This is a genomic window from Dyadobacter sandarakinus (genome assembly GCF_016894445.1).
In the GTDB taxonomy this organism is placed as follows: Bacteria; Bacteroidota; Bacteroidia; order Cytophagales; family Spirosomataceae; genus Dyadobacter; species Dyadobacter sandarakinus.
This window is the reverse complement of sequence record NZ_CP056775.1, coordinates 661,764-685,596: the sequence shown is the minus strand read 5'-3', so window position 1 is coordinate 685,596 and position 23,833 is coordinate 661,764. Positions and strand designations below refer to the sequence as shown.

Annotated in this window: 13 protein-coding genes; all 13 read right to left on the bottom strand. The window is 51.9% G+C overall.

Annotated elements, in window-relative coordinates; all coding sequences use genetic code 11:
• Window positions 1-81 precede the first annotated feature (81 nt).
• Window positions 82-1,449: a Gfo/Idh/MocA family protein gene (locus HWI92_RS02700; protein WP_204660666.1), complete on the bottom strand. Its 1,368-nt coding sequence runs from the start codon at window positions 1,447-1,449 to the stop codon at window positions 82-84.
• A gap of 189 nt (window positions 1,450-1,638) precedes the next feature.
• Window positions 1,639-4,743, bottom strand: coding sequence for a PQQ-dependent sugar dehydrogenase (locus tag HWI92_RS02695; RefSeq protein WP_204660665.1), 3,105 nt, complete (start codon window positions 4,741-4,743; stop codon window positions 1,639-1,641).
• Between the two features lie 897 nt (window positions 4,744-5,640).
• Entirely contained in the window at window positions 5,641-6,060 is a 420-nt protein-coding gene (locus HWI92_RS02690; RefSeq protein WP_204660664.1) for a response regulator, read from the bottom strand.
• A 60-nt stretch (window positions 6,061-6,120) separates the two neighbouring features.
• On the bottom strand, window positions 6,121-7,296 hold the full coding sequence (locus HWI92_RS02685; RefSeq protein WP_204660663.1) for a glycosyltransferase family 4 protein: 1,176 nt from the start codon (window positions 7,294-7,296) through the stop codon (window positions 6,121-6,123).
• Window positions 7,271-8,281, bottom strand: coding sequence for a lysylphosphatidylglycerol synthase transmembrane domain-containing protein (locus tag HWI92_RS02680; RefSeq protein ID WP_204660662.1), 1,011 nt, complete (start codon window positions 8,279-8,281; stop codon window positions 7,271-7,273). Before HWI92_RS02680 ends, HWI92_RS02685 begins: the two co-directional genes overlap by 26 nt.
• A complete protein-coding gene (locus HWI92_RS02675; protein ID WP_229248739.1) occupies window positions 8,278-9,450 on the bottom strand; it encodes a glycosyltransferase family 4 protein in 1,173 nt (390 codons plus the stop codon). Before HWI92_RS02675 ends, HWI92_RS02680 begins: the two co-directional genes overlap by 4 nt.
• A 13-nt stretch (window positions 9,451-9,463) precedes the next feature.
• On the bottom strand, window positions 9,464-10,441 hold the full coding sequence (locus HWI92_RS02670) for an endonuclease/exonuclease/phosphatase family protein (RefSeq protein ID WP_204660661.1): 978 nt from the start codon (window positions 10,439-10,441) through the stop codon (window positions 9,464-9,466).
• Window positions 10,442-10,548: 107 nt separating this feature from the next.
• Window positions 10,549-12,012 (bottom strand): xanthine dehydrogenase family protein molybdopterin-binding subunit, encoded by a 1,464-nt coding sequence (locus tag HWI92_RS02665; protein ID WP_310589509.1) that lies wholly within the window; start codon window positions 12,010-12,012, stop codon window positions 10,549-10,551.
• A complete protein-coding gene (locus HWI92_RS25475) occupies window positions 11,990-12,787 on the bottom strand; it encodes a xanthine dehydrogenase family protein molybdopterin-binding subunit (RefSeq protein WP_310589508.1) in 798 nt (265 codons plus the stop codon). Before HWI92_RS25475 ends, HWI92_RS02665 begins: the two co-directional genes overlap by 23 nt.
• A gap of 11 nt (window positions 12,788-12,798) precedes the next feature.
• A complete protein-coding gene (locus HWI92_RS02660; RefSeq protein ID WP_204660660.1) occupies window positions 12,799-13,818 on the bottom strand; it encodes an FAD binding domain-containing protein in 1,020 nt (339 codons plus the stop codon).
• Window positions 13,815-14,342, bottom strand: coding sequence for a (2Fe-2S)-binding protein (locus tag HWI92_RS02655; RefSeq protein WP_204660659.1), 528 nt, complete (start codon window positions 14,340-14,342; stop codon window positions 13,815-13,817). The genes HWI92_RS02660 and HWI92_RS02655 overlap by 4 nt, the downstream gene beginning before the upstream one ends.
• Before the next feature lie 101 nt (window positions 14,343-14,443).
• On the bottom strand, window positions 14,444-18,265 hold the full coding sequence (locus HWI92_RS02650) for a malectin domain-containing carbohydrate-binding protein (protein WP_204660658.1): 3,822 nt from the start codon (window positions 18,263-18,265) through the stop codon (window positions 14,444-14,446).
• A 142-nt stretch (window positions 18,266-18,407) separates the two neighbouring features.
• A complete protein-coding gene (locus HWI92_RS02645) occupies window positions 18,408-23,621 on the bottom strand; it encodes an OmpL47-type beta-barrel domain-containing protein (RefSeq protein ID WP_204660657.1) in 5,214 nt (1,737 codons plus the stop codon).
• Window positions 23,622-23,833 lie beyond the last annotated feature (212 nt).

Genomic DNA, 23,833 nt, shown 5'->3' with positions numbered 1-23,833 from the left:
AATACTTTAAATAAGATATCAACTAAACTTATTAACCGGCACCAACAATGATGCCGGCAATTTGTTCAAACTTTTCTCCTCCTATCCTTCCTCCGGCTCCGGTCCCTTTTTCCCGGCCAGCGGGTTCTCTTTGGCGAGTTTTACAGGCTTGCCTTCACGCGCCGATTTGTAGATTGCTTCCATGATAATGTGGTCCTGCAAGCCTTCTTCACCTGGCGTGAATGGCTGCTTGTTATCCAGGATACAACCTGAAAAATGATCTATTTCGGTTGCAAACTGGTCTACTTCCGCAAGACCGATATTCTCATGCAGTTCCATTTTGCCATCGGCCTTGGCACGGGACAGCGACTGACCTTTGTAAGCATACGCTTTGTCCATATTGGCCCATCCTTTTTCACAAAGCACACGATAATGCCGGCTTTCATGAACGTTGTAGTGGGTGGAGCAATTTGCAATTATTCCTCCCGGGAATCTCATCTGCCACGACATCACTTCCTCCACTTCTTTAAACAGCGCATTTCCCGGCGTGCTGTATTGATAGGCAAATACTTCCTCAGGCTCCTGTCCGAGCACAAAGCGTGTCGTGTTCAGGCAGTAAAGCCCGATATCCGGCAGGGCCCCGCCTCCGGCTAGTTTCAGCTTATGGCGCCAGTGATCGGGATTGGCACTGCTCTGGCAATTGGATGCTTCCACAAACTTGGGTTCGCCCAGTTCCTTTTTCTGCACCAGCTCCCGCAGCTTCCGGTTATGGGGCTGAAACTGGATCCGGTAGGCAACCATCAGCTTCACGCCTGCTTTGTTGCAGGCGGCGATCATCTCCCTGCATTCTTCGGCTGTATTGGCCATTGGTTTTTCACACAGAATGTGTTTGCCGGTAGCAGCTCCCCGCACCACGAATTCTTTATGAAGCCCGTTCGGAAGTACGATGTAGATGACATCCACTTCCTTGTTGTCTTTCAGTTTATCGTAATTTTCGTAGCTGTAACAGTTTTGTGGTGTAACCCCGTACATTTCTGCCACACGCTTCATCTTTTCAGGACTACCGCTTACCAGTGCGGCAAGCTTCGACTTTTTACATCCTCCGAGGGCCGGAATGATCTGCTCAAGTGAAAGGTGCCCCAGGCCTACCACGGCGTAACCTATACGTTTGTCCGGCGGCAAGAGAGTGGGTACCGGAGCCGAAGCCTGATCGTACTGCGACTTCCAGGCTTCGAGCACAATGGGCTCCTGGGGATCTGACGGGATTCGCGCGGGGGGAGAAACCGGCTTCACCGCCTGCGCAAATGCGTCGTGCGAAGTACTGCCTGCAAGGCCTATCCCGCTTACGGCACCCAGCGCTGCATACCTGCCACTGAGCGACAGGAAGCCTTTGCGGGTGATCGGCTGGGAGATTGTTTCTTCTGAAATTGGGTCTGTTGATGAATGGAGCAGCTTTTCGTTATCCTGCATGATCTTGTATTTTGAGTAAAACAGCATTGCCCGGTTGAGCAAAACCTTGTTCGCAATAACTATGCCTTCACCAGCAATTCTGAGCTTTACAGGCCTGTGCAGCATTCTTTTTTGTATACAAAAACAAAAAGCCCGGCACATCGTATGCACCGGGCTCAGCACCTTTTTAGCAAGGTGAAGTAAATCAGTTTATTTCTTCTTGTTTTTGCCTGCAGCCTCTTTGGCAAGCGGCGCTGGTTCAGGACCTTCTTTTACGCGGAGCAGCGTGATCTGGGCAGAGAGATTAGGACTGTCGTTCCAGTTATGTTCGATCACATAGAGGTTACCATTGAGCGTATCTTCAACAATATCCAATGGATTCCCAAAGCCCGACATGCCGACAAGACCATTATTGCCCGAGCCCGAATGCACTTTTATAATATCGTAAATACCGTCATCGCCTTTCTGGTGCGTGTTCTTGATTGAACCCGGTTCCAGCACAATAATGTCGCCTCCGCCCGAGAACCGGCATACCAGAATCTTGCCCTGCAACGCTCCCCGGAATGCATTGCTTTTATATTCAATCACACCGTTGGGCGACTTGTTCAATCCAAGATCATAGCCTGTGCGGTAATTTTTATCTGCTTTGACGGACGGCAGGTACAGCGAATTGTCCTCCGGCCCACGATTGAGGACATACTCTCCGCGCATCGGATTCGGGTGGCCAAAGTAGCCCACAGGCAGGTTCGGATTGATCCGGAAAAGCCAGTCGTGCTGCACCTGTATGTTGGTGGTCACAGGAATGCGCGGCCCGGTGTAAAATGTACCATCAGGCCTGCGGGTGCCTGCCACGGATGCCGGGGAATTACCGCCACCGCCCGAACCGTTTGTGGGGAGGTACAGCTGCCCATTGGAGTGCCACAGCAAGTCGTATGCATTCCGCACGCCCGAGGCAAAAATGGTGACTGGCGCCTTGCTTCCATAGGGGTTGTAAGTACCATCGGACATGGTAGGCGCTACCTTCGGAGCCTGGTTTACGGCCCGCTGGTTTGATGTTGTCTTTACATCGAGCGGAAGGTTGAATGACCTGAGCTTCGCTTTGTCAAGCCGTAAAACCGTACCTGCCAGCAGACTCTCGTGCCGCTGCCAGTCGGCATCGTACAGACCGGCCGAACTATTGCTGCCCTGGCTCATGTACAATGCACCGTCCGGCCCGAATGCCAGTCCGTTGATCATGTGATCGCGTTTGGAGCGTGGCAGATTTGTAATCATCAGCTGCTCCCGCTGCAGACTCGAACCTTCCAGCCTGGAAATATTGCCGTCAAATGCGGGTGCCATGGACATCCCGGCCGAGGAGTGGGAAACCCATAGGATCAGGTTTTCAGGAGTAGATTCCGGATCAAAGGCCATCCCGATTGCGGAGCGCAGTCCGTACCTGCTTACCAGGGTTTTGATTACCCTCAGACCGGTCAGCAAGCCGGTTTTATGATCAAACGTAAACTGGTCGATCAGCCCGTCGAGCCGCAGGGCATAGAACTTCCCGTCGGGCCCGATTGTAAGCGAAGTGTATTTTTTATTACGTGTCCCTGGGATAGGTACTCGTGTAAATTCCGCACGCAGCATGCTGCTGGAATCAATGATGGCCTCGTCGGTGGTAAAAGTAGCCTCGTAAGGTGCAAAAGGAGCTCCTGCATACGATTTGACACCCCTGGTAATCACGAATTTATAAATCGTATTCGGTTCAAGCTCCCGCGTAGGTGTAAAGCTGATCACGTCGCCTCCGCCGGTTCCCTGCACGGTGCCGCGGATCGGATAAAACTTTGAATCCACCAGTTTCAGGAGCATTACCGTACGATTCGTGATGGTTGTATTGTTTACACCCCCTTTTATACCTTTTTTGGCAGGAATATGCAGGTTGTTCGCCGCAATACTGGCTGACTTAAGGCTGATGCGTGCTGTGCCGTTCAGCGGTGTGGACGAAACCACATACGGCCGGTTACCATCGACTACGTTAATCTGCACGGAAAACAATGCACTGGTCAATTCTCCCGAGCTCACCCTCAATGTTGCATGGTAAATGCCGACCGGCAAGTGCTCCGCCGCAGCATAGTCAAACCTGCCGGCAGGCTGCCTTCCAGCAATATGTTTATCAAAATGCAGCCAGTTTTTAGCGCCGCGCCCATAGCTGATCCCTAGCTCGTAACGACCGGATGCATTATTGGAATTGCCCATGACCATGGAAAACGCCTTCTCCCCTTTCGAGCCTTTCACCAAGGTCAGATTGACGTTTTTGGTGCTCGTAAATACATAAGGGCTCACCGTCACCGGCTTGATTGACACGGAGTTGATTTTGGTACTGGTACCACCATCTGCGCTGAGTGTAAGCAGCTCATCTTTTACGTCAACCCGGACCGTAGCCGATTTGAACCGGCTGATCGTACCCTTTTTACCATTCGGGACAAACTTGTTGATCGCCAGTTTTCCCTCTACAAAAATGGAGTGTTTCTCGATCTTGGATGTTACGCGGCCGTCTCCTACTGCTACGGTTACGTCATAGGTACCATTGGGAACTTTGATCTCCCAGTATCCTTCCCGTTTGACACCCTTCCACCTGGGATTGGCAATATGGTTGGCCTGCATGTGCACGAGTGTCGCAAGCAACACGTCGTCGGGTGTATTGCGATTCCGACCATTGGGGGTAAGATTGAGCGCCTTGCCGGTAGCACGATCCTTCCAGCCGTAGACCAGCCCTGTGCCCTGATCTTTACCGGAACGCCAGCCAAAAGGCTGCCCGTAATCTTTCAGGTACCCCAGCGGCGGCTCACTTTTCGGATCCTGGAAGTCGATGTTCAGGGTTTGCGGATGCATGGCATCGATCACCTGCAGGTCGATCAGCAGTGAAGCGGGAATATGCCCGTCAGCGGTGCAGGTTACCATCGCATGGTACTGCCCCGGCTTGATGTTCGAATTGATGGAGCGCGGACCGAATGTAAGCAGCCCGTCGGTCGTGTCCGGCAGGTGCAGCCATTTGGCCTCTGTCTTGACGAGCCTGAAAACGGGCCCAGTGAGTTCCGACAGAATCTTGACCACCCGGGGTTGAATGAGCTGACCTTTTAAAACGGTAAAGCTGATACGCTGAACGGAAAAATTGATTTTAACCGGACGCTTGGGAGCGGCAGTACGTATCTTTTCAGATTCGGGCAGTTTGATGCCGGTATCGATGTCCCGTGCTTTGGCCTGAAGTAATTTGGCACTGGCAGCGGTTTGTCCATAGTCACTTTGTCCGATGCGCGTACGGTCGGACAAGGTATCCATGCTGGCGGTGTGTATAGGCAATTTATTCGAAAAATAACCGGATAACGCATTCGCCCGATTAGAAAATACACATAGGAACGTTAATAGTATGCATATTTTATAACAAATTACCTCTTTCAGATATAGTGTTAAAAACGTAGATTTTTTCAAGATTCTTCATTTTGGGAACGAACAATGATCACTCATGTCCAAACCTGGAACATGCCTTGACCGCCATTCTGAGTTCTGCTGCCACGGTGTTCAACAATAAATCTGTCGGCAAAAACAGACTGCCAAATTCCATATCAAACAGTATTGAATTAAGACGGGCAAATTGATTTGTCAAACCGGCAATTCAGCCTCTTCCAAAAGTTGTTTTCATCGTCGTTATAGAGTTATTATGAGTATGGTTTACGCAATAAATTAATTGGTTCCGCAAATGTACTAAATAGTTCGCAACTCCCAGCAAAGTAGCTGGTTACAGCATTTCCTTTTAGTTCCTCCGGGCTGTTTCAGCCAGAACCTTTGACTATATCAACGATAAGTAAGGCCGGATAGATTAGTCACCGCCATAATATTTAAGAATAACTTGGATATATCTAATTTTACACGAACACGGAGAAGTGCCATTTAACGTGCATCCATATACGCAGCAAGCTGAAAAACTTCCCTGTGCGTACTGGCGGGCATATTTGGGTATTTAAGCCTGAATTTCGATGTAAAAAGGGCTGGATTATGCGGGTTCTACAATGCCCTGTAACTAGATGCGAAAGAATATATTATTGCCGTAGAAGCTGGTCGAGGAAGTTCGGATATTGCTTGCTAAATGCTTCCTTTTGAGGTTCTGAAAACAAGGATTTGAAGAGTGGAGGTACAAAGCTTTTCCGCTGCCTGCGGAGGTTCAAAGATGTAGAAGATTTACCCAGTGACGACAACCTTCCTCAACTCGTTGGACAAGTCAGGAATAGTCCCCTGTTTGCGGATTACTTTTGAAATCCCTAATTCCTGCATATCATGATCTGTGATCATCGGTATTTCACCACTCAGGATATTGATGTTGATATGGGCTGTGCCCTGCAAAGCGCGCAACTGACGTATACAGTCGATGGGATCAGACAATACCATATTCCAATCCAGAAAAATATAGTCAGGAATGGGCAGATTATTACTTTCAAGCAATTTTACCGCTTCATTTCCGTCACAGGAAAAGCTGCAAGAAACCGTTGGATGCGACTGCTGTAAGGCTAAAAGAAAAATCTCCTGATCTTCTGTATCATCGTCTATGACAAGGCAGGAAATCGGACCGGGTGCTCCCAATGCACCATGAATACCACTCATACCAGGGGGAAATTTATATTTTCCGGTAAAAGAAAAAAACTGTGCCTTGAAGAATGGTTCTTAATTTTTTTTAATAATTACTTCCTGAAAGGCTTTGTAGTAGCCGCCCACCATCCTTTTCCAGCTGAAATGCGTTCTTGTATAATGCTGAGCCATATCACTTGAAATTGGATCAGCGGATTGATTCAAGTTTAATTCGCTCAGTGCCAGTACCCATGCACCGGCATCCCCGGCAGGCAGCAAAAAACCATTTCTACCATGATGTACCGCATCTGTTATCCCGTCGAGCTCAGCAGCAAGCACCGGCGTGCCATGCAGACTGGCTTCCAGGCATACCAGCCCGAAACCTTCCATGTCCCCTTTTACGGCAATATTGGGCATGACGAATGCATCTGCCGCGCTCAGGAGCATACTCAGATCCTCCGCCGGTACTTTACCCAAATGTTGATAGCGGTTCTTGTTTTCGGTTCTTTTTGCAAGCTCCCGGATTTTGTTTTCATCGGAAGGCAGGCCGAAAAAGAGTTCAGTAAGCTGGCGGAAACCCGCTGGAAGTAAGGAAAAAAGCCGGTTGCCCCATGTTCTTTTAGAGCGGTACGGACCTGCCATCAGGTATAGCGCATTGTCTCCGAGCATGGGCAGTACCTCGCGGATAAACCATGAAAAACCCTTGCGCCTGACTGGCCTGCCCACGGAAAGCAATACCTGCCTGCCTGCCAGATCGAGCCCGTACTTCGCCTCGATATATCGGGCGGCCTCCCTCCTGGTTACCTGAGCCTGCTGCTGCTGATCAACCCCATTGTGGATCACCATCAGCTTTCCGGGCATCAGACCCCGCTCTGCACAGGTCGTGGCAGTGGCCCTGCTTACCGCAATCAGCAGGTCAAAACGGTTGAAACGGGGGAGAATGTATTGCTGGTACAAACCCAGCGGAAACACCACATCCAGGCCGTGCAGGGTTACAGTGCGCGCCAGGTGACCATAGCCTTTGTGCCAGAGACACATGGCTGCGATGAGCGCATCGTTGAAGTGGATCACGGAAATCCCCGGATGCTGCCGGCACATACAGAGTATCCTTTTTTGCAACGACAGGAAAAACAGCAGCCTGCTGCCGCTGCCATCGTATACAATGGTATGTACCCGTGCGTGCCGCTGCATGCCGGTGATCAGCTCATAGCTCTGCTTTTCCATTCCCCCGATTGCCGGCGGGTATTTATGGCTTACGAACAATATTTCCATGTACTGCGGAAGAAAGACGGCCCGACCGCAACCGAATGAGGTAAGCCGCCAAACCAAATAGTATCCAGAAAAGCTGGCGAGCACGTCTTAGCACGGATAACGTAAGCCATGCGCTCGCTGCCGCTGGGCCTAGTACGCCCAGCATCACGCGGTTGCCGAGCTCCTCAGCCCCCAGCTGACCGGGTATAAACCCGCCCGCCGTCTTAAAAAAGGTAACACCCAGATCTACAAACATGGCCTGCAGCATCGTAGCCGGCACATGCAGAAACAGCAGGATCAGGTAAATTTCCACTGCACCCAGCACCCAATGCATTGAAAAAAAGATAGCGGCAAGCACCAGGCCTTTTTTGTCATTTGTAAAAAAAAGAAAAAACGCCTGCCTTACTTCCCCTATGCTCTGGCTGAACTTTAACCGCATGCTGGCAGCACGCCGGCTTGTTTGAAGCGGCTTCCACTTGGTGACGAGTAATCTGCCGGCCACGATCAGGAAGAGGATACAGGCAGCAATGTAAACCATGCTCTTCGCAGGTACGGCTGGCAGATTCGGGAGCCTGAATGAACCCTGCATGGAGATGAGTACAGCAACTACCATAAAGAGGATCAGCTGGGTCGCTGCCATGATCACCCGCGAAATCAGCAGGGATGCGGTAATTGCCGTGGCTTGCGGGAGCCGGCCGGCGAGCAGGTATACTTTGCAGGCCTCTCCGCCCACAATCCCCGCGGGATTGACCAGCCCCACCGTTTCCCCAATCTGCCGGATCAGAAACAGGTATGAAACCGAAATGCCTTTTGCCTGTCTGCCCATGCAGTACTTCCAGCCGACTGCCCCGCACCAGTTGGCCACAAATGTGGTGAGAAGCAGATAAAAGAAGCGAAAATCAACCTGACGGAGCGAGGCGCATACCAGGCGCAGGTCTGTGGTTTTTACAAAAACATAAAAGAAAAAGCAGACCATCCCGGCCAGCAGCACTTTCCAGGTTTTCATGCCAGTTCACCGGCCGCAAGTTGTCCGGCCATTTTTCCTATTTCATGAAAATACTGTCCTGCAAGCTGCTCCCAGTCGAGTGTTAGGCTGAGTGCCCTCCCCGCAGCGGCAAAGCGCTCCCAGACCGCACGGTTTTCCAGCACCAGCCGGAGCTTGCCCACATAGTCCGCTGCATCTCCGGGATCACACTTGAACCCGTTTTCGCCCTGGGCCACAAAATCGGCAGAGCCGCCGCCATCGGCAATGACGCACGGAAGTCCCGATGCCATGGCTTCGGCGACCACGTTGCCATAGGTTTCAGATATGGAGGTAAAAAGGAAAATATCCGCGGAGGCATACAGGCCCGACAGGGTCTGGTGATCCACTTTACCCAGAAAAACAGCTCCCGGCATCTGCTGTTCGCAAGCCTTGCGCGCCACGCCGTCGCCCGCAATCACAAAGTTATAAGGCAGTTCCGCCTGGCGGCAAAGGTTGTAGATGCGGATCAGCGTTTCCAGGTTTTTCTCCCAAACCAGCCTGCTGGCAAACAAGATGACGGGCCTGGTATTGCCCACCAGACGCTTCATCAATGCAGGGTTCCTTTTACCGGGATTAAAAAGAACGGTATCGATCCCGCGCTTCCAGATCATGATCCTGCCCGGCGAAACACCCATAGCAACCTTTTCCCTGGCAATGCTTTCGGAAGGGACATAAATGCGGTCGCACTGATTGTAAAAGCGCGTATGCACGGCTGCCATGCTTTCCCGTGCGTACCGGATCAGAAAAGGTGCTTTGCTGAGGTAGTAATCCAGGTAGGAAATAAAATGGGTATGGTAGATCGTCAGTACCGGAATACCCCGGTGATGGGCAAAGCGGAGGGCATAATTCCCGAGCAAAGAAGGCGTTGCAATATGCACGACGTCGGGGGCAAATGCTTGCAGCTTATCTTCCAGCGCTTTACCTGCCAGCTGCGGCAAAGCCACCGAGTACGTGTTGTTAAAAGGCAGTGTGAGGCTGGGAATGCGGATGCATTCACAAGCGGCCAGGGTATCAGGCCCGGTACCGCATATAAAAAGAAACTCAAACCGGCGGGGATCAATCCGGCGAATGAGCTGGAACATGGTGCGTGAAGCCCCGTCGAACTCTTCGATCAGTATATCAGCGAAAAAAGCAACACGGATTTTCTCCATCGGCCGGGAACAGTCAGTTTTGGGTCAGCAGTAAGGGTAGTTCAGGAAGTTTCCAGTTGAAAACTGCGCTTACCGGGTGGTGGTCGGAAAGCGGGCTGCCCTTTTCATTTCTGAACAATTCTTTTTCAAACCGGTATGCTGCCGGAACAAGCTGCACGACCGCACTGCTGCGGTAAAGGATCTTGTCAATGGTTTCAGAGGAATCGGTCAGGTCGAGGATGTTGCTGGCTGGAAGCGCGTCCTTTTCGACGGGGTACTTTTTATTGCATTTCAATTCAACCCAGATATCGCTCAGTGCATTATCCCTGATCAGATCGTGCACATTGTCGTCCGCAAAAGTATAATGCGCATTGAGGTCACCCATGATCACCACCGCTGTGTTGGCCGAGTGCTTCCTGATGTATTCCGAAAGCTGGCGCAGGTTGCCACGACGTGCTGCTGCGGCTTCGGGATGGTTGAATGCATTGGCATGTACGTTATAAAAATCCACAAACACGCCCCGGCGAATGGCTATCCGCGAGTAGCTGAAACCTTTGGGTGTAAAGCAATCGGCGCCGGTACAATGCGTCCAGGCTACCCTTTTGAGCTCCGATACCGGGTACCGGGAAAGGGTATTGAGGCCATCGCCAAAAAGCACCGGGCCCTTTGAACCTGAGCGGTACGGGTGCGCATTGCCGCTGTTATAAAGCTGGTCATTGTAGTTGAAATCCTCCTGCACATGGCAGATATCGTAAGCATTCAGCTTTTCACCGATGCTTCCGGTACTTTGGGCACGGTTGCCAGCCGCACTGGACAGGCCCTGAGGAAGGCCTGCAATATTGTAGGTAATGACCGAGAATGAGCCTGCGCGGACAGTGTCACTTATAAATACAGCATTTTTGAGCAATGCTGCCGGTTGTACACCATACACAGCCGGGACAGAAAAGTTGGTACAAAACAGCAGGAGAAAGAAGAGCGGCCATAAAGCCAGTGCAGCGGGAAAGCTTTTCATTTTGGGCATCGACCTTTACAGTTCAGATGCCCAAAAGTATTTTTCCAGTATTTCCTTAAACTATCCCCGCGGTTAACCTTCTGTTAAGTTTTGTTTGACAAAAGTGTTTACAACAATGCATCAAGCCTGACGGGCAGCTTGTGTATACGCTTTCCTGTTGCATGAAAAATGGCATTCGTAATCGCAGGTACCATGGCCACCAGCCCGATCTCCCCTACTCCTTTAATGCCGAGTCCATTGATCAGCTCATCTTTTTCCTCCACAAAAACCACGTCCAGGTCATGTACATCGGCGTGGACGGGAATGTGGTATTCGGCCAGGTTGGGATTCATGTACTTGCCGAGGCGGTGGTCCTGTGAAGTCTCTTCCATCAGCGCCTTGCTGATACCCCACACCATGCCGCCCAGGATCTGGCTGCGTGCCGTTTTGGGATTGATGATGCGGCCTGCCGCTACGGTGGTGAGGGCCCGCTTTACCTGTATGATTCCCAGCTCTTCATCTACTTCCACTTCTACAAAAGCCGCGCTATGTGCTGCACGGGCGTAGTTTTTGGTTTTGAATACACGCGGCAGACCGGTATTGACCGTGCGTACTTCCTTGCCTTTATTAAGCTCTATTACAGTTTGCAGTGACATTATTTGTGCAGGATTGTCTTTCAGAAAAAACATTCCGTCCCTGAAAACCACATCATCTGTCTTTAAGCCTGAAAAAGGTGAATCCGGCGCTTTGGCTGCAATTTTCAAGAGCTTTTTACGCAATGCCATACAACTCGCCTGAATGGCCGAACCCAGGGTTGCCAGCGTGAAAGAGCCCCCCTGAATGGGTGCAAAAGGCATATCGCTGTCGCCATATCCTACAATTACATTTTCAATGGGCAGTCCCAGCTCGTCTGCCGCAATCTGCGCCATGACGGTTTTGGTACCTGTGCCAATGTCCGTGACCGCACTGGAAATATGCAGCTTTCCATCACTACGTACCGTAGCGGCGACGCGGGCTACCAGCTGGTTGGCCTCCCATATCCCGGTAGCCATACCGTAGCCCACCAGCTTGCTTCCGCGGCGCATGCTGCGCGGCTCAGGATTGCGGTTGTACCAGCCAAAACGCTCGGCACCCTGCTCGTAGCAGGCTTTCAGCTCCTTGCTCGTATATGGTTTTTTCTTGCTGGGATCGGTGGTGGTATAATTGGCGAGGCGAAGCTGTACGGGATCCATGTGCAGGGCGTAAGCCAGCTCATCGAGGGTACTTTCAATGGCATGCATGCCAGTACTTCCTCCCGGCGCACGCATATCCAGCGGGCTAAATACATCCATGGGTATGATCTGGTATTCCAGCTTTGTATTTTCCGCAGGATAAAGCATCCCGCCCCAGTTTACGACGTTTTCAATGTAATCTTCAAACTGTGAAGTTTCTCCCAAGGCAGCATGTCCGAGCGCAGTAAGCCGTCCGGAAGCATCGGCACCGAAGCGCATGGTCTGCAGGGTAGGCGGGCGGTGGCCAAAGGTAAACATCTGCTTGCGGCTCAGTACCACACGTACGGAGCGTTTCAGTTCAAGCGCTGCCATCACGGACATAAACAGCTGGTACTGCGGCCGCAACCACCGACCCAAATGCGCCGCCCACATAAGGTGAAACAACGCGAACATTCTTGAATTTCAACCCGAATACATTGCAGACGTAGAGCTGACTATTGACGGTACCCTGCGTTTTGTCGTAAATCGTAAGCTTTCCTTTGCCTTCGTAAACAGTGGTGGTCGCAAACAGCTCCATAGGATTATGGTGCTCGGTACCATGCTCAATGTGCGCGGTAACCTGTGCAGCGGCGCCCGAAAATGCCTGATCAAAATCCCCCTGCGGCTTGGGCGGAGGTGGTTTCAGTAAGGTTGCCAATCCTTTTTTAGGATCCCGGGCCTTGCCTGCATTATCATGAATGTTGGTTGAAAAAGATTCTTCCTTGTACACCACCTGCACCAGGGTAGCTGCAAAGCGCGCGGCCTCGAAGGTATCCGCCACGACCAGCGCGATGGGCTGTCCGTTGTACAGGATCTTATCATCATGCAAAGGCTTGAACACCGATCCGGGCGGCGCATCCATATCTGCATACTTGAAGTCAAACCATGCGAGAGAAGGTTTGTTTTCATGCGTAAATACCTTCACTACGCCGGGTACTGCCAATGCACGCGAGGTGTCCATTTTTTCTATGGTCCCTTTAGTAATAACACTGTTGACCACATACCCGTAAAGCAGGTCTGCCGCAGGGTAATCGCCGGCATAGCGGGCGTCGCCCGTTACTTTAAGTTCTCCTTCCAGCCGGCTCACCGGCTCGCCAATTGTTCCTTTTATCGACATCCTGAATATGTTTAAAGAGAAGGCTGCGCACCGGGCAGCTGGGTTTCCGGTTGCAGGGCCATCATGCCGGTACGGACAATGGCACGCCGCGCAAGTTCAATTTTGAAATGATTGTGTTCATATCCCACGGCTCCATCAAGCGCGAGAGCTGCTGCTTTACTGAAATGCTCAGGTATTGGCTCCTTGCCCGCCAGGTACTGCTCGGCTTCGGGCGAGCGCCAGGGCTTGTGGGCCACGCCTCCAAGCGCCAGCCTTGCTTCACGGATCAGGCCATCTTCCAGTTCAAAAGCCAGGGCCACCGAGATCAGCGCAAAGGAGTATGAGCTCCGGTCGCGGATTTTCAGATAGGTATAATACTTCTCAAAACCCTTTGCAGGCAAGTCAATCGACGTGATCAGCTCGCCCGCAGCCAGTGTGTTGTCTACTTCCGGCTTATCGCCGGGCAGCCTGTGAAAATCCCCGAATGCAATACTCCTCTCCCCTGCCGGCCCGGCTACCTGCACCCGTGCATCCAGCGCTGCCAGTGCCACGCACATATCCGATGGAAACACGGCAATGCAATCGGGACTTGTACCCAGTATGGCCATATTCCGGTTATACCCGTGGAGGGCGGAGCATCCGCTGCCGGGCTCGCGCTTATTGCAGGGCGTATCGGGATCATAGAAATAGTAGCACCTGGTCCTTTGCAGCAGGTTGCCGCCATTGGTGGCCATATTACGGATCTGGGGAGAAGCACCTGCCAGTATCGCTTTTGACAGCAGCGGGTATCTATGTTCAACCTCCGGATGGTAGGCTGTATGCGCATTGGTTGCGAGCGCGCCAAGCCGTAGACCTCCGTCTGGCAAAGCGCTGATGGCGTTTAAGTCCGGAATACGCGTAACATCCACCAGCATGCCGGGATGCGATACCCCGTATTTCATGAGGTCAAGGATGTTGGTGCCTCCCGCCACAAAGCTGGCACGCTCCGTATCGTGTACACCGGCAAGCGCTTCGCCTACCGTGTTTGCCTGAGCAAATGCAAATGGATTCATCGTGTCTGGTTTTCCTGAACTTTCATGATGGCATCAATAATCTGGGTATTGGCACCGCAGCGGCACAGGTTCCCGCTCATGAGTTCTTTTACCTCATCGCGGCTCTTGGCTTTGCCCTCGCGCATCAGACCTATGGCACTGCAGATTTGTCCCGGGGTGCAGTAACCGCACTGGAATGCATCGTGATCAATAAATGCCTGCTGAATGGGTTGCAGCACACCATCCCGGGCCACGCCTTCAATGGTGGTGATTTCGGAACCGTCTTTCATGACCGCGAGACTGAGGCAGCTCAGCACGCGCTCGCCGTCACAAAGTACCGTGCAAGCCCCGCACTGACCATGATCACATCCTTTTTTTGTACCGGTAAGTCCGGCACGGTCGCGCAGGGCGTCGAGCAAACTTACCCAGGGCTGAACATCAAGCACAACGGGATTACCATTGACAGTGAGCGTTACGAGGCGGGTGGCGAAGCCGGGATTATCTTTCGCGGGCGAATCGGGAAAAGCAGACAGGTGGGTGTGCATGTTTTTACATCATGGTGAATGCAAAGACATGTTCTAAAATTGTACCAAAAAAAATGGGCAACCTGTAAGGCTGCCCATTTAACAATCATTTTTATGCTATGTTACTCCACAAGCAGCTTCGTAGTAAGTGCTCCGGAGGATGACTGCGCACGGATCAGGTAAATTCCCTTTGCAGGTTTTTCATTCTGATACAAAATTGCGCGGGCCCTGCCTTCTGCATCCGTTGCCACCTGCTGACGTTTTACCGCAGTACCAAACAGGTTAACCACCGATACATCCACGGGCTCATTCTTGCCAAAGTTTCTCAGGTCAAGGTAAACCTCTCCACCCGCAGCGGGGTTCGGGTATACGGCCATTTCCATGGCTCCCGACTCGCCCACGATCTCATTTTCCGGCTCAGCTGCGATCCTCGCACCGCTGTTTACCAGCCTGAATATTTCAATGGCAGCAATCGCGACCCGGTTAACAGACGGATTGTAGCGGATTGTAAGCACACCATCCGAAACTGTGGCGGCAAAATCCTTCACAAGGGCCGTCCGGTATCCTGCCTCTGCAAAAATGTCGAAGTTGGAAAGTACCGGCTGGTTTTCAATGGTGGTACCAAAAACGCGCGCACCGTCTTCTGTAAAGAAGTTTTCGATAAAGTGCATTCTCACCAGGTAGTTACCATTGCTCACCGGAATGTCGTAGCCGGTCTGGGCCAAGTCCGTACTGGCGGAAAGATAGCTCTGGTACAATGCATCGATATCGGTTCCGGCCACGCCATTCGGCGGGCTTTGCGTATCCAGTTGTATGGAGCCTGTGCGATAGGTGTTATCGGCTTCATACGTATCACCACCCACGGTCAATGCTGCGTTCGAACCGGATTTGATCCGTCGTACAACGCTCACGGTAGACGCATTGCTGTTTGCAATTCCATAGAGCGGAATGCGCAGCGGCGACTTTGAATTATTGTAGTTGACCAGGATTGCCGCATTTTTGATACCTGCACTTGACGGTGCAAACCGGACTGTTAAAGGCGTAGTAGCCTGTACGGCCAGGGACGTTGTGCTCAGTGCCGTGTAGGAAAATTCACTGGCATTAGGCCCCACAATCCTGACGCTCTTGATGGTAATACTTGGGTCGGAGCTGCCGTTGGAATAGGTTGTACCCATGTTTTTCAACGTCACGGTCGAGGACGAATTGGCGCCTGTGAGCGTGGGATTGAAGTTGATGGCTGAGGAGGTCGTACTGGCCAGGTCGGAGTAATTCACGGTACCTGTTTCCGGCTTTACATTTTCAATGATGTAAATGTTGTCCTGATAATCATAATTCGTGAATGAGTTGTCGATATAATCGTGGTTCACAAAGTAGGTATTCGGAACAAAATTGCCGTTCATATCAATCGCACGCAGGAAACGGATCCCGATGATACCACCGGCATTCTGCGTACGGTCCGAAGAGGAAGTGGTTCCCAGACGGATACCGAAACTGCCCGCAGGGCTGAACGTTCCTATCGCAGCCTGGGTCGAATTGCGGAGCCTTGGACTTAGCGATTGTCCGTCCAGCGGATCATGGGCGTACACTGCGTTCAGCGTACCTGATCCTTTGGCAAAATAACGGAACGTTTCCGTAGCAGCACAGCACCCGTGGTAAGCAGCCAGCTGGCGTACTGTCACCGGCTTTGTCGCATCCGCTCTGACAAAATAAGAAATGGGCACTTCGTTGGAGCTGGGCATTACCGAGTTGCCATTGTTTCCATTGTCTTCGTATCCGTAACCGGTTTTGGAAGTAAAACCGAATGCATTGATGATTTCCTGTGCATGGGGTTCATTTTTACCTTCACCCATGCGCTGGTACAAACCGTGCAGCACAACTTTCCGGGCCGGTGTATTTCCATCATTGCTGTTGATCGTCAGCGTATCATGAAAAACCTTCACCCGTGTGGAAGCATCGAGTGCCGTGAACCTGATCGCCACATCCACCGATCCGCGCGGATTGATTGAAACCGGTGTTGCCGCCGAACTGTCGGAGTTGATTGCAATGACCTTCCAGGCTGATGGGTTCGACAAAACCAGATTGCTGACCGTTAGACTGCCCGATCCCTTGCTCTGGATTCTCAGTTTTACAACATCATGATTCCGGTTGTAGGGAGTTACCTCAGGCGATGTACGTCTCCATGGGATCTGAATGCGTGAAAAAGTCAGCTGATCGTTTGCCGGGAAGCCATCCAGGTTGCGCAATACCATGTATGCACCCGGTGAAGCAGGAGCGAAAATCGAGAAACTGAATGCACTTGTCGTAGTTGTATTGTTATTTCCGTCCACAACCCGGATCACGTAGCTGTAATTGCCTGGCGTACTTACGCTGAACGGTGCGGTGTAGTTGGTAAAAGAACCTCCGTTCAATGCATACTGAAAAGTCTTCAGTCCCGAGCCTCCGTTGTCAGCCGCAGTCATGATCACCCTTACTGCACCGTTGTACACACCTGCCGACATCAGACTGCCGGTAAAACGCGCACTGGCCGTAGGTGCAGTGTTGTCGGTAACAGCAGTAGCCGGCGCAAATGTCACGTAGTTCATTTTGGTGTTGGTACCGCCGGTTGCATCAATGGTAAGCCTTCCATCCGAAACCTGCACCAGCGCGGTGCCTACCCTGAACTTGGTCGCCGACGAACCGGCAAAGTCCGTGATGGCAGGCAGGCCTTCCACATTGACCTGGTGGTTGCTGTCAAAATAATTATTGTCGCCGGCACTGACGGATACTCTGTAACTTCCATTGGGCACCACATACTCCCACTTGCCGGGTGTTGTGTTGTTGGCATTTGATTGCATCTGAATCAGCGACAGCTGGCGTGCATCGCCGGTTCCGGTCCGCAGGCGGGTATTGGCGCTGTAATCCGAAGGCTGCGAAGTAGTGGCGGTAAGCCAGCCGAACTTGCGGCCTGCATCAAATGGCAAACCGTTATCCGCCGTATAGCCGGAAGGTGCCGCACTGCCCGACGGGCGAAAGTTGATACTCGCACTCGCCTGGCTGGCAAGGGATGTTACCGCGAAATCGTCATAAGTATAGGTAACCGCTGCGGATGCATTGCGGTAAGTTGAAAAAATACCCGCATACTGCTCGCCGGCGGTAAGCCCTGTTCCCGAAATGCTTACCCCGGAAGTGCCGTAGCCTGCGCCTGTACTTGTATAGGTGGTTCCATTTGTGGAGTAAAATCCTTCTGCGGTGTTCGTACCTGCATCGATCACGAGGCGCAGCCACACGGTCTGGGTGTTCAGGTTACTGATCACACCTGTCCGGCGCTGATCAGGGTTGCCGGTGCCCGAAGTGGTGCTCGACACGTCATTAAACTCTTTGCGAAGTTCAACCCTGTTGCCAGTCACGCCCAGCTTCACGAATGTTTTGTCATTCAGACCGTACCATATACCGCCTTGCTGCGAGTCGGCTCCATTTACAGGATTCAAAAGTTTGACCTCGATCTGAAATTTTTGTGTAGCCAGCACCCGCACACTCAGGGTATTGATCTGATTGTTGTTGGCCTGAAAGTCAATTCCTTTGCTGGCAACTACCTGCAGGCGGCCGCCGGTGACGGTGATTTTGGATGGTGTATATCCCGGAACCGATGCATTGGAAACAGATCCGTCGGCAGACAGCCTGGTACCCGAGTACGTATTTACTGCGGTAAAGCCGGTACCTGTGCCATTTTTGTCAACAATGCTATTGGTTACACCCGAGGTAAATGAAAGATTATAAGGCATGCCTACGGTAAGTGCATTGCAATCCAGCGTACTTACAGGAGCGCACGGACCGGCCAGCGGGGCAGCAGCACCAGCCCCGGCCTCATGGCCGAGACACATCATCATCGCCAGGGAGCCTGCCAGGGCGGCTTTCCGGATTTTTCTTAGCGGGGGGCTGGGTTGGACACGTAAACTTTCATTCATGTTCTGGTTCGTTTGAGTTATGCAGAATAAAAAGCAAATCGGGAATGCAGGTGGTAACCTAAGCACTCCCGACCATAGATATACTTATGATAATGAGGTTTTTAGATGAATATGAAGCATAAATTACTGTCAATTACAATGGTTAATCTGCCTGGACGATCTTGGCAAAACGTGCGCCGGAGATGTACACCACCTTCACAATGTACGAGCCTGGCTTACGGCTTTTGTCCGTGAGCTGCATACTGAACTCACCCCGCCCATCGGCCACGCCGCTCACGGTTCTGATCACATTGCCTTTGAGGTCGTACAGGTAAATGGTCACAGGTTCCTGCCGGTTGAATTTCTCCAGACGGATGTTCACGGGATTACCGGAACTTGGGTTCGGATACACGGTCATATGGTGGTCTTCGCCTTTATTGTCGTCCGACTCGGCTGCGCGCAGCAGCTCCAAACCGTCAGCACCGTTGATCTCGATTTCCTTTACCGTATTGTCCGTGCTGGTTACAATGAGTTTGCCTTTGGCCAGCCGGCCCAGATTGGCGGATGCGAGCACCCGGAAGTTGACGGTACTGTCTTTTGGAATTCTTAAAGGTGCGCCGCTGGATGGCAGCAGGATATCTTCCATGGAAAGCGACCCTGAACCGGCCAGCCGGATTTCCTTGATCTCCAACACACCGCCGCCATCATTGCCCAGTGCCACGTCGTACTGGCGAGCATTGGCGTCGGGCTGGGCAGTACGCGTGGTAGCTGCAAGGCTCATCACCGGAGGCGGTGTTGCATTCGTCACCTGCAAAAGGGTGATCTGCGGAATAAGCGTCGGATCATCGTTCCAGTTGAACTCGGATACATACAGGTTTCCATTGACAACATCTTCCACAAGGTCAAGCGGATTACCAAAACCCGACATTCCTGTCAGTCCCATATTGCTGGATCCTGTATTGATTTTCACGATATCATAAATTGAATCATCCGACGGATTCCCTGTTTTCACCTTTGAGCCCGGTTCGAGTACGGCAATGTCGCCGCCGCCCGAGAAGCGGACTACCAGTACCTTGTTTTTCAGAATACCGTTGAATGTATTGCTTTTATACTCAATTACACCATTGGGTGAATTGTTTGTGCCAAAATCAAACCCTGGCCTGAAATTGGCATCCGCCTTGACAGATGGCAAATAAAGGGTGTCGTCCTGGTATCCGCGGTTGATCACATACTCACCACGCAATGGATTGGGATGCCCGAAAAATCCTACCGGTTTGGACGGATTGATTCGGAACAGCCAGTCGGTCTGGGCCTGTACGCCGGTTGTTGCAGGAACTTCGGGACCGCTGTAAAAGGTACCATCCACCTTGCGGGTGCCCGGTACAGATGCAGGTGTATTACCCTGCCCGCCCGAACCATTGGTAGGCAGGTACAGCTGACCATTGGAATGCCACAACAGGTCATATGCATTTCTCACACCCGATGCAAAAATCGTCAGCGGCGCATTGGAAGCGTACGGATTATAGGTACCGTCACTGAACGTAACCGAGTTCAGCGGTGCTGCATTGATCAGTGCCTGGTTAAAGGTGGTTTGCGCATTCAGCGGCAGGGTGGTCAGCTTGCTGATGTCCAGCCGGAGCACCGTCGCCGAGAGCAAGGACTCGTCGCGCTGCCATTCGGAATCGTACCTGCCTGCAGAACTCATACTTCCCTGGCAGATATAAAGCGCACCGTCCGGGCCGAAGGCGACACTGTTGACCAGGTGATCCTTGGTAGACCTTGGAAGGCGGGTTACCATCAGCTGCTCGTTTTCCAGGTTTGCCCCGGACAAGCGCGACAGGTTACCGTCAAACTCCGGCCCGTTGGTTGTTACCCCTTTTGAATGGGTTATCCATACGATGGGGTTGGCCGATGTAGCAGTCGGGTCAAAAGCGAGACCAATCGCCAGACGATCGCCGTATTTGTTAAACAATGTATTAATTGTCTGCTGGGATGACAGCTGTCCCGTCGTATGGTCGATCACGTAGCGGTCGATCACGCCGGTCATGCGCAGCCCGTACAGCTTGCCGTCAGGCCCTACTGCCAGGGAAGTGTATTTTTTGTTCTGCGTTGCCGGCAGCGTAACTTTTTTGAAACGCGCATTCAGGATATTGGACGAATCGACCGGTGCTGATGATGTGGTAAATGTAGCTTCATAGGGTGCAAAGGAATCACCGAGCAAAGACTTCACTTTGGTTGTTACCACAAACCGGTAGGTTGAGCTGGGTTCAAGACCGAACTTGGCATTTTTACTGATTACGTCTCCCCCTACGGATCCCTGTGCAGTACCCCATACAACCGTCTGCTGACCGTTGACGACTTTGTACAAAAAGACGGACGTGGTATCAATGGTATTGTTATCCACCCCGCTCACGCCTGCGGCACTTGGAATACTAAGGTTATTGGCGGCCGCGAGGGGCATGTTCAGACTCACGTTGCTGGCACCGTTGGCTGGATTGGACGAGATCACGTAGGGCTTCTTACCATCCACTACATTCACCTGGATATTGAACTCGGCGCTCGTGAGTGTACCCGATGTAGCTTTCACCGTCGCTTTGTAAATACCTAGCGGAAGATTGCGCAAGGCTGTGTAGTTGAATGATACGGATGGCAACACGCCGCTTGCGGTTGTGCCAAACGTCAGCCAGTTGCTGGCGCCGGCCCCATAGGTGGCCGATATGCTGTAAGTACCGGAAGCATTGTCCGAGCGGCCGAGCGAAACAGAAAGAATCTTGGTATCAGACGCTGTTTTATCCAGAATAAGGTTGGAAGTTTTGGAAGACCAGTACAGGTAAGGGCTCAGCGATACGGGTACAATGTTGGCATGGGTAATCTTGGTATTATTACCCCCGTCTGCATTAATGGTAAGCAGCTCATCCTTCACGACCACCCTGATGGTATTGGATTTGAACCGGCTGATCGTGCCCTGTTTTCCACTCGGCACAAAGTTCTGGATCGCGACGATGTCCTCCACTTTGATGAAGTGTGCTTCGGGAGCTGTATTCACAACACCGTCACCCACAGACACAGTCACGTCGTAAGTTCCGTTGGGCACTTTCGCTTCCCAGTAGCCCTCTACTTTGGTACCCTGGAAATTGGTGGTGATATCATCCGCCTGCATGTGCAGCAAAGTCGCCAGCAGCAGATCCTGCGGATACGGGCGCTTTCTTCCATTGCCGCTCAGGTCAAGCGGAGTACCGTCCGTGCGCCGTTTCCAGCCATAAACCAGCCCCACAGACTGATCGGTATCCATTCTTGGACCAAATGCCTGACCAAAATCCCTGACATAGTTCAAAGGCGGCTTGGTGGCCGGGTCCTGAAAATTCACATTGATTGTTCTGGCAGTAAGCGGATCAATCACAAGCAGGTCTATCACCAGGTTACCCGCTTCATACCCGTTTGCCGAAGCCATTACGTGCGCCTGATACCGTCCTGGTTCAAGGTTGGTAGCAATCTGTTGTGGCCCGAATGTCAGCTTGCCCGAAGCGCCGGGAAGGGTGAGCCAGGGCGCTTCCGACTTGGTCAGGGTATAACCCGAAGTGGGAGTTACCGTCACACTTTGGGCAGGTACGGGGTTGCCTCTCAGGATCGTGAAAGCAAGCCGCTCACTTGAAAACTGTATTTTCTGGGACGGCTGGGTAACCGTGAAGTTGTAAGTATTGCTGATCGTCTGGTTGTTGTTACCATCAACTGTCTTGATTTTCAGGGTATGGTTGCCCTGGGTGCTGATGGAAAAAGGGGCAACATAATTGGTATACACATCCCCGTCGAGCGCGTACTGGAAACTTTTAAGCCCAGCCCCACCCTCATCACTTGCAGTAAGGTACAACTGAACCTGGTCCAGATATACATTGCTGGACTGCGTTTTTCCTACAAATCTGGCACTTGCCGTAGGTGCAACAGCATCCGCTACCGCAACCGCTTTTTTGATGGACACGTAGTTCATCTTTGTATTATCTCCCCCGAGCGCATCCACGGTCAGCTTGCCGTCATTGACCTGCACAAACCCCGTGCGGACGCGGAACCTGGTTTGTGTGCTGGACGTAAAGTCGCTGATCAGCGGTAATCCCTGGACATTGATCTGGTGACAGCTGTTGAAGTAGTCATAATCGCCGGCGCTGACTGTCACCTGGTAAAAGCCGTTCGGGACGAGGTACTGCCAGGTACCGGGCACTTGTCCGCCAACAGTTGCCTGCATCTGTACCACCGAAAGCTGCTGTGGCGGGGCATCTGTGCCGGTCCGCTGGCGCATATTGAGCTTCATATCAATAGGCTGCATGCTGGAAGGATTTACCCAGCCATATTTCCGCGTATTGTCAAAGGGTAAGCCATAGTCTGCTATGTAGCCGGAAGGTGCTGCCGTTCCCTGCGGACGAAAGTTGACGTTTACATTCTGGAACTGGGAATCAGGCTGGCTGGTGTCCTCTACCGAAAAGTCGTCAAAGCTGTAAGTAATAGGCAAAAGCGCGTCGCGGTAGGTGCAGTAAATACCCGTAAAAACATTGTCCGCCGTAAAACCCAGATCGCTGATATTCACAGATTTGTCACTGTACCGGCTACCCGTACTGATGTAAGTGATACCGTCAAGGGAATAGAAGCCCTCCGCTTTGTTGGTCACAAAATCGAGCACAAGCCGGAGGCGTACGGATTTATTGGACATACCTTCCACGGTTCCTGTGACGCGCTGGTCGGGGTTGGACGTGTTGGTAACCGTTGCAGTTACATCATTGCGTTCTCTCCGAAGCTCCACCTTCTTATAGCCGACGCTCAGTTTGAGGAAAGTCTTGTCATTGATCCCGAACCACAATCCTGCCTGGGCAGAATTCATGTTCTGGCTGGGAGAAACCACCTTGACCTCAATCTGCATCTTCCGGGCAGTAGGTACCTGCACGCCCAGCGCATTGATCAGGTTATTTTCGGTTTTGAAGTCAAGACCTTTGTTGGCCAGCATCCTGATCCTGCCCCCGCTGAGCGTAATGCGCGACGGCTCATAGCCGGGCACCTGTGCAACGGAAGGCGAGCCGTCGGCGATCAGCCGCCGGCCTGAGTAATTCCGGGCCATCGGGAAGCCGGTACCCACACCATTTTTATCGGTAAGACTTCCGCTGACATGATTGTCAAAAACGAGGTAAAGCGGCAGCGACTGCTTTAATGCCGTACACGGAAAAGTGCTGATGGACCCGCATCCTGCAACTGCCGGCAGGGCGAATAAACCTTTATTTTCGGGCTTGCGGGTGGCGGGTTCCTCACCCGGATTGTTCGCACGGATTTTACCGCTGCATACCAGCAGAAGAAAGATGAACAGGTAAGATTTGTTGAGGATAAATTTATAGCGCATAACGTTGTTGAGTTTCTTATTAAAAAGTTTAGGGTTTACCATTCATAGGCGCATACATGCCGGTTTGAAGGCCAGCACCTGCAATAGTGTGTCTTGGTTTGAGAAAAAAGCGATTAATATCAGGTGGGTAGTGTAAAATGAAAAGTCTGCCGGAGCTTCAATGACATTTTGTCAAAAACGAGATCAACCCGGGATAAGTCGACAGAAAATTC

Bases quoted from the DNA above. Each gene is read 5' to 3' on its own strand.
- HWI92_RS02700 (WP_204660666.1), bottom strand. From the start codon at position 1,449: ATGCAGGATAACGAAAAGCTGCTCCATTCATCAACAGACCCAATTTCA.
- HWI92_RS02695 (WP_204660665.1), bottom strand. From the start codon at position 4,743: ATGGATACCTTGTCCGACCGTACGCGCATCGGACAAAGTGACTATGGA.
- HWI92_RS02690 (WP_204660664.1), bottom strand. From the start codon at position 6,060: ATGAGTGGTATTCATGGTGCATTGGGAGCACCCGGTCCGATTTCCTGC.
- HWI92_RS02685 (WP_204660663.1), bottom strand. From the start codon at position 7,296: ATGGAAATATTGTTCGTAAGCCATAAATACCCGCCGGCAATCGGGGGA.
- HWI92_RS02680 (WP_204660662.1), bottom strand. From the start codon at position 8,281: ATGAAAACCTGGAAAGTGCTGCTGGCCGGGATGGTCTGCTTTTTCTTT.
- HWI92_RS02675 (WP_229248739.1), bottom strand. From the start codon at position 9,450: ATGGAGAAAATCCGTGTTGCTTTTTTCGCTGATATACTGATCGAAGAG.
- HWI92_RS02670 (WP_204660661.1), bottom strand. From the start codon at position 10,441: ATGAAAAGCTTTCCCGCTGCACTGGCTTTATGGCCGCTCTTCTTTCTC.
- HWI92_RS02665 (WP_310589509.1), bottom strand. From the start codon at position 12,012: ATGTCCGTGATGGCAGCGCTTGAACTGAAACGCTCCGTACGTGTGGTA.
- HWI92_RS25475 (WP_310589508.1), bottom strand. From the start codon at position 12,787: ATGTCGATAAAAGGAACAATTGGCGAGCCGGTGAGCCGGCTGGAAGGA.
- HWI92_RS02660 (WP_204660660.1), bottom strand. From the start codon at position 13,818: ATGAATCCATTTGCATTTGCTCAGGCAAACACGGTAGGCGAAGCGCTT.
- HWI92_RS02655 (WP_204660659.1), bottom strand. From the start codon at position 14,342: ATGCACACCCACCTGTCTGCTTTTCCCGATTCGCCCGCGAAAGATAAT.
- HWI92_RS02650 (WP_204660658.1), bottom strand. From the start codon at position 18,265: ATGAATGAAAGTTTACGTGTCCAACCCAGCCCCCCGCTAAGAAAAATC.
- HWI92_RS02645 (WP_204660657.1), bottom strand. From the start codon at position 23,621: ATGCGCTATAAATTTATCCTCAACAAATCTTACCTGTTCATCTTTCTT.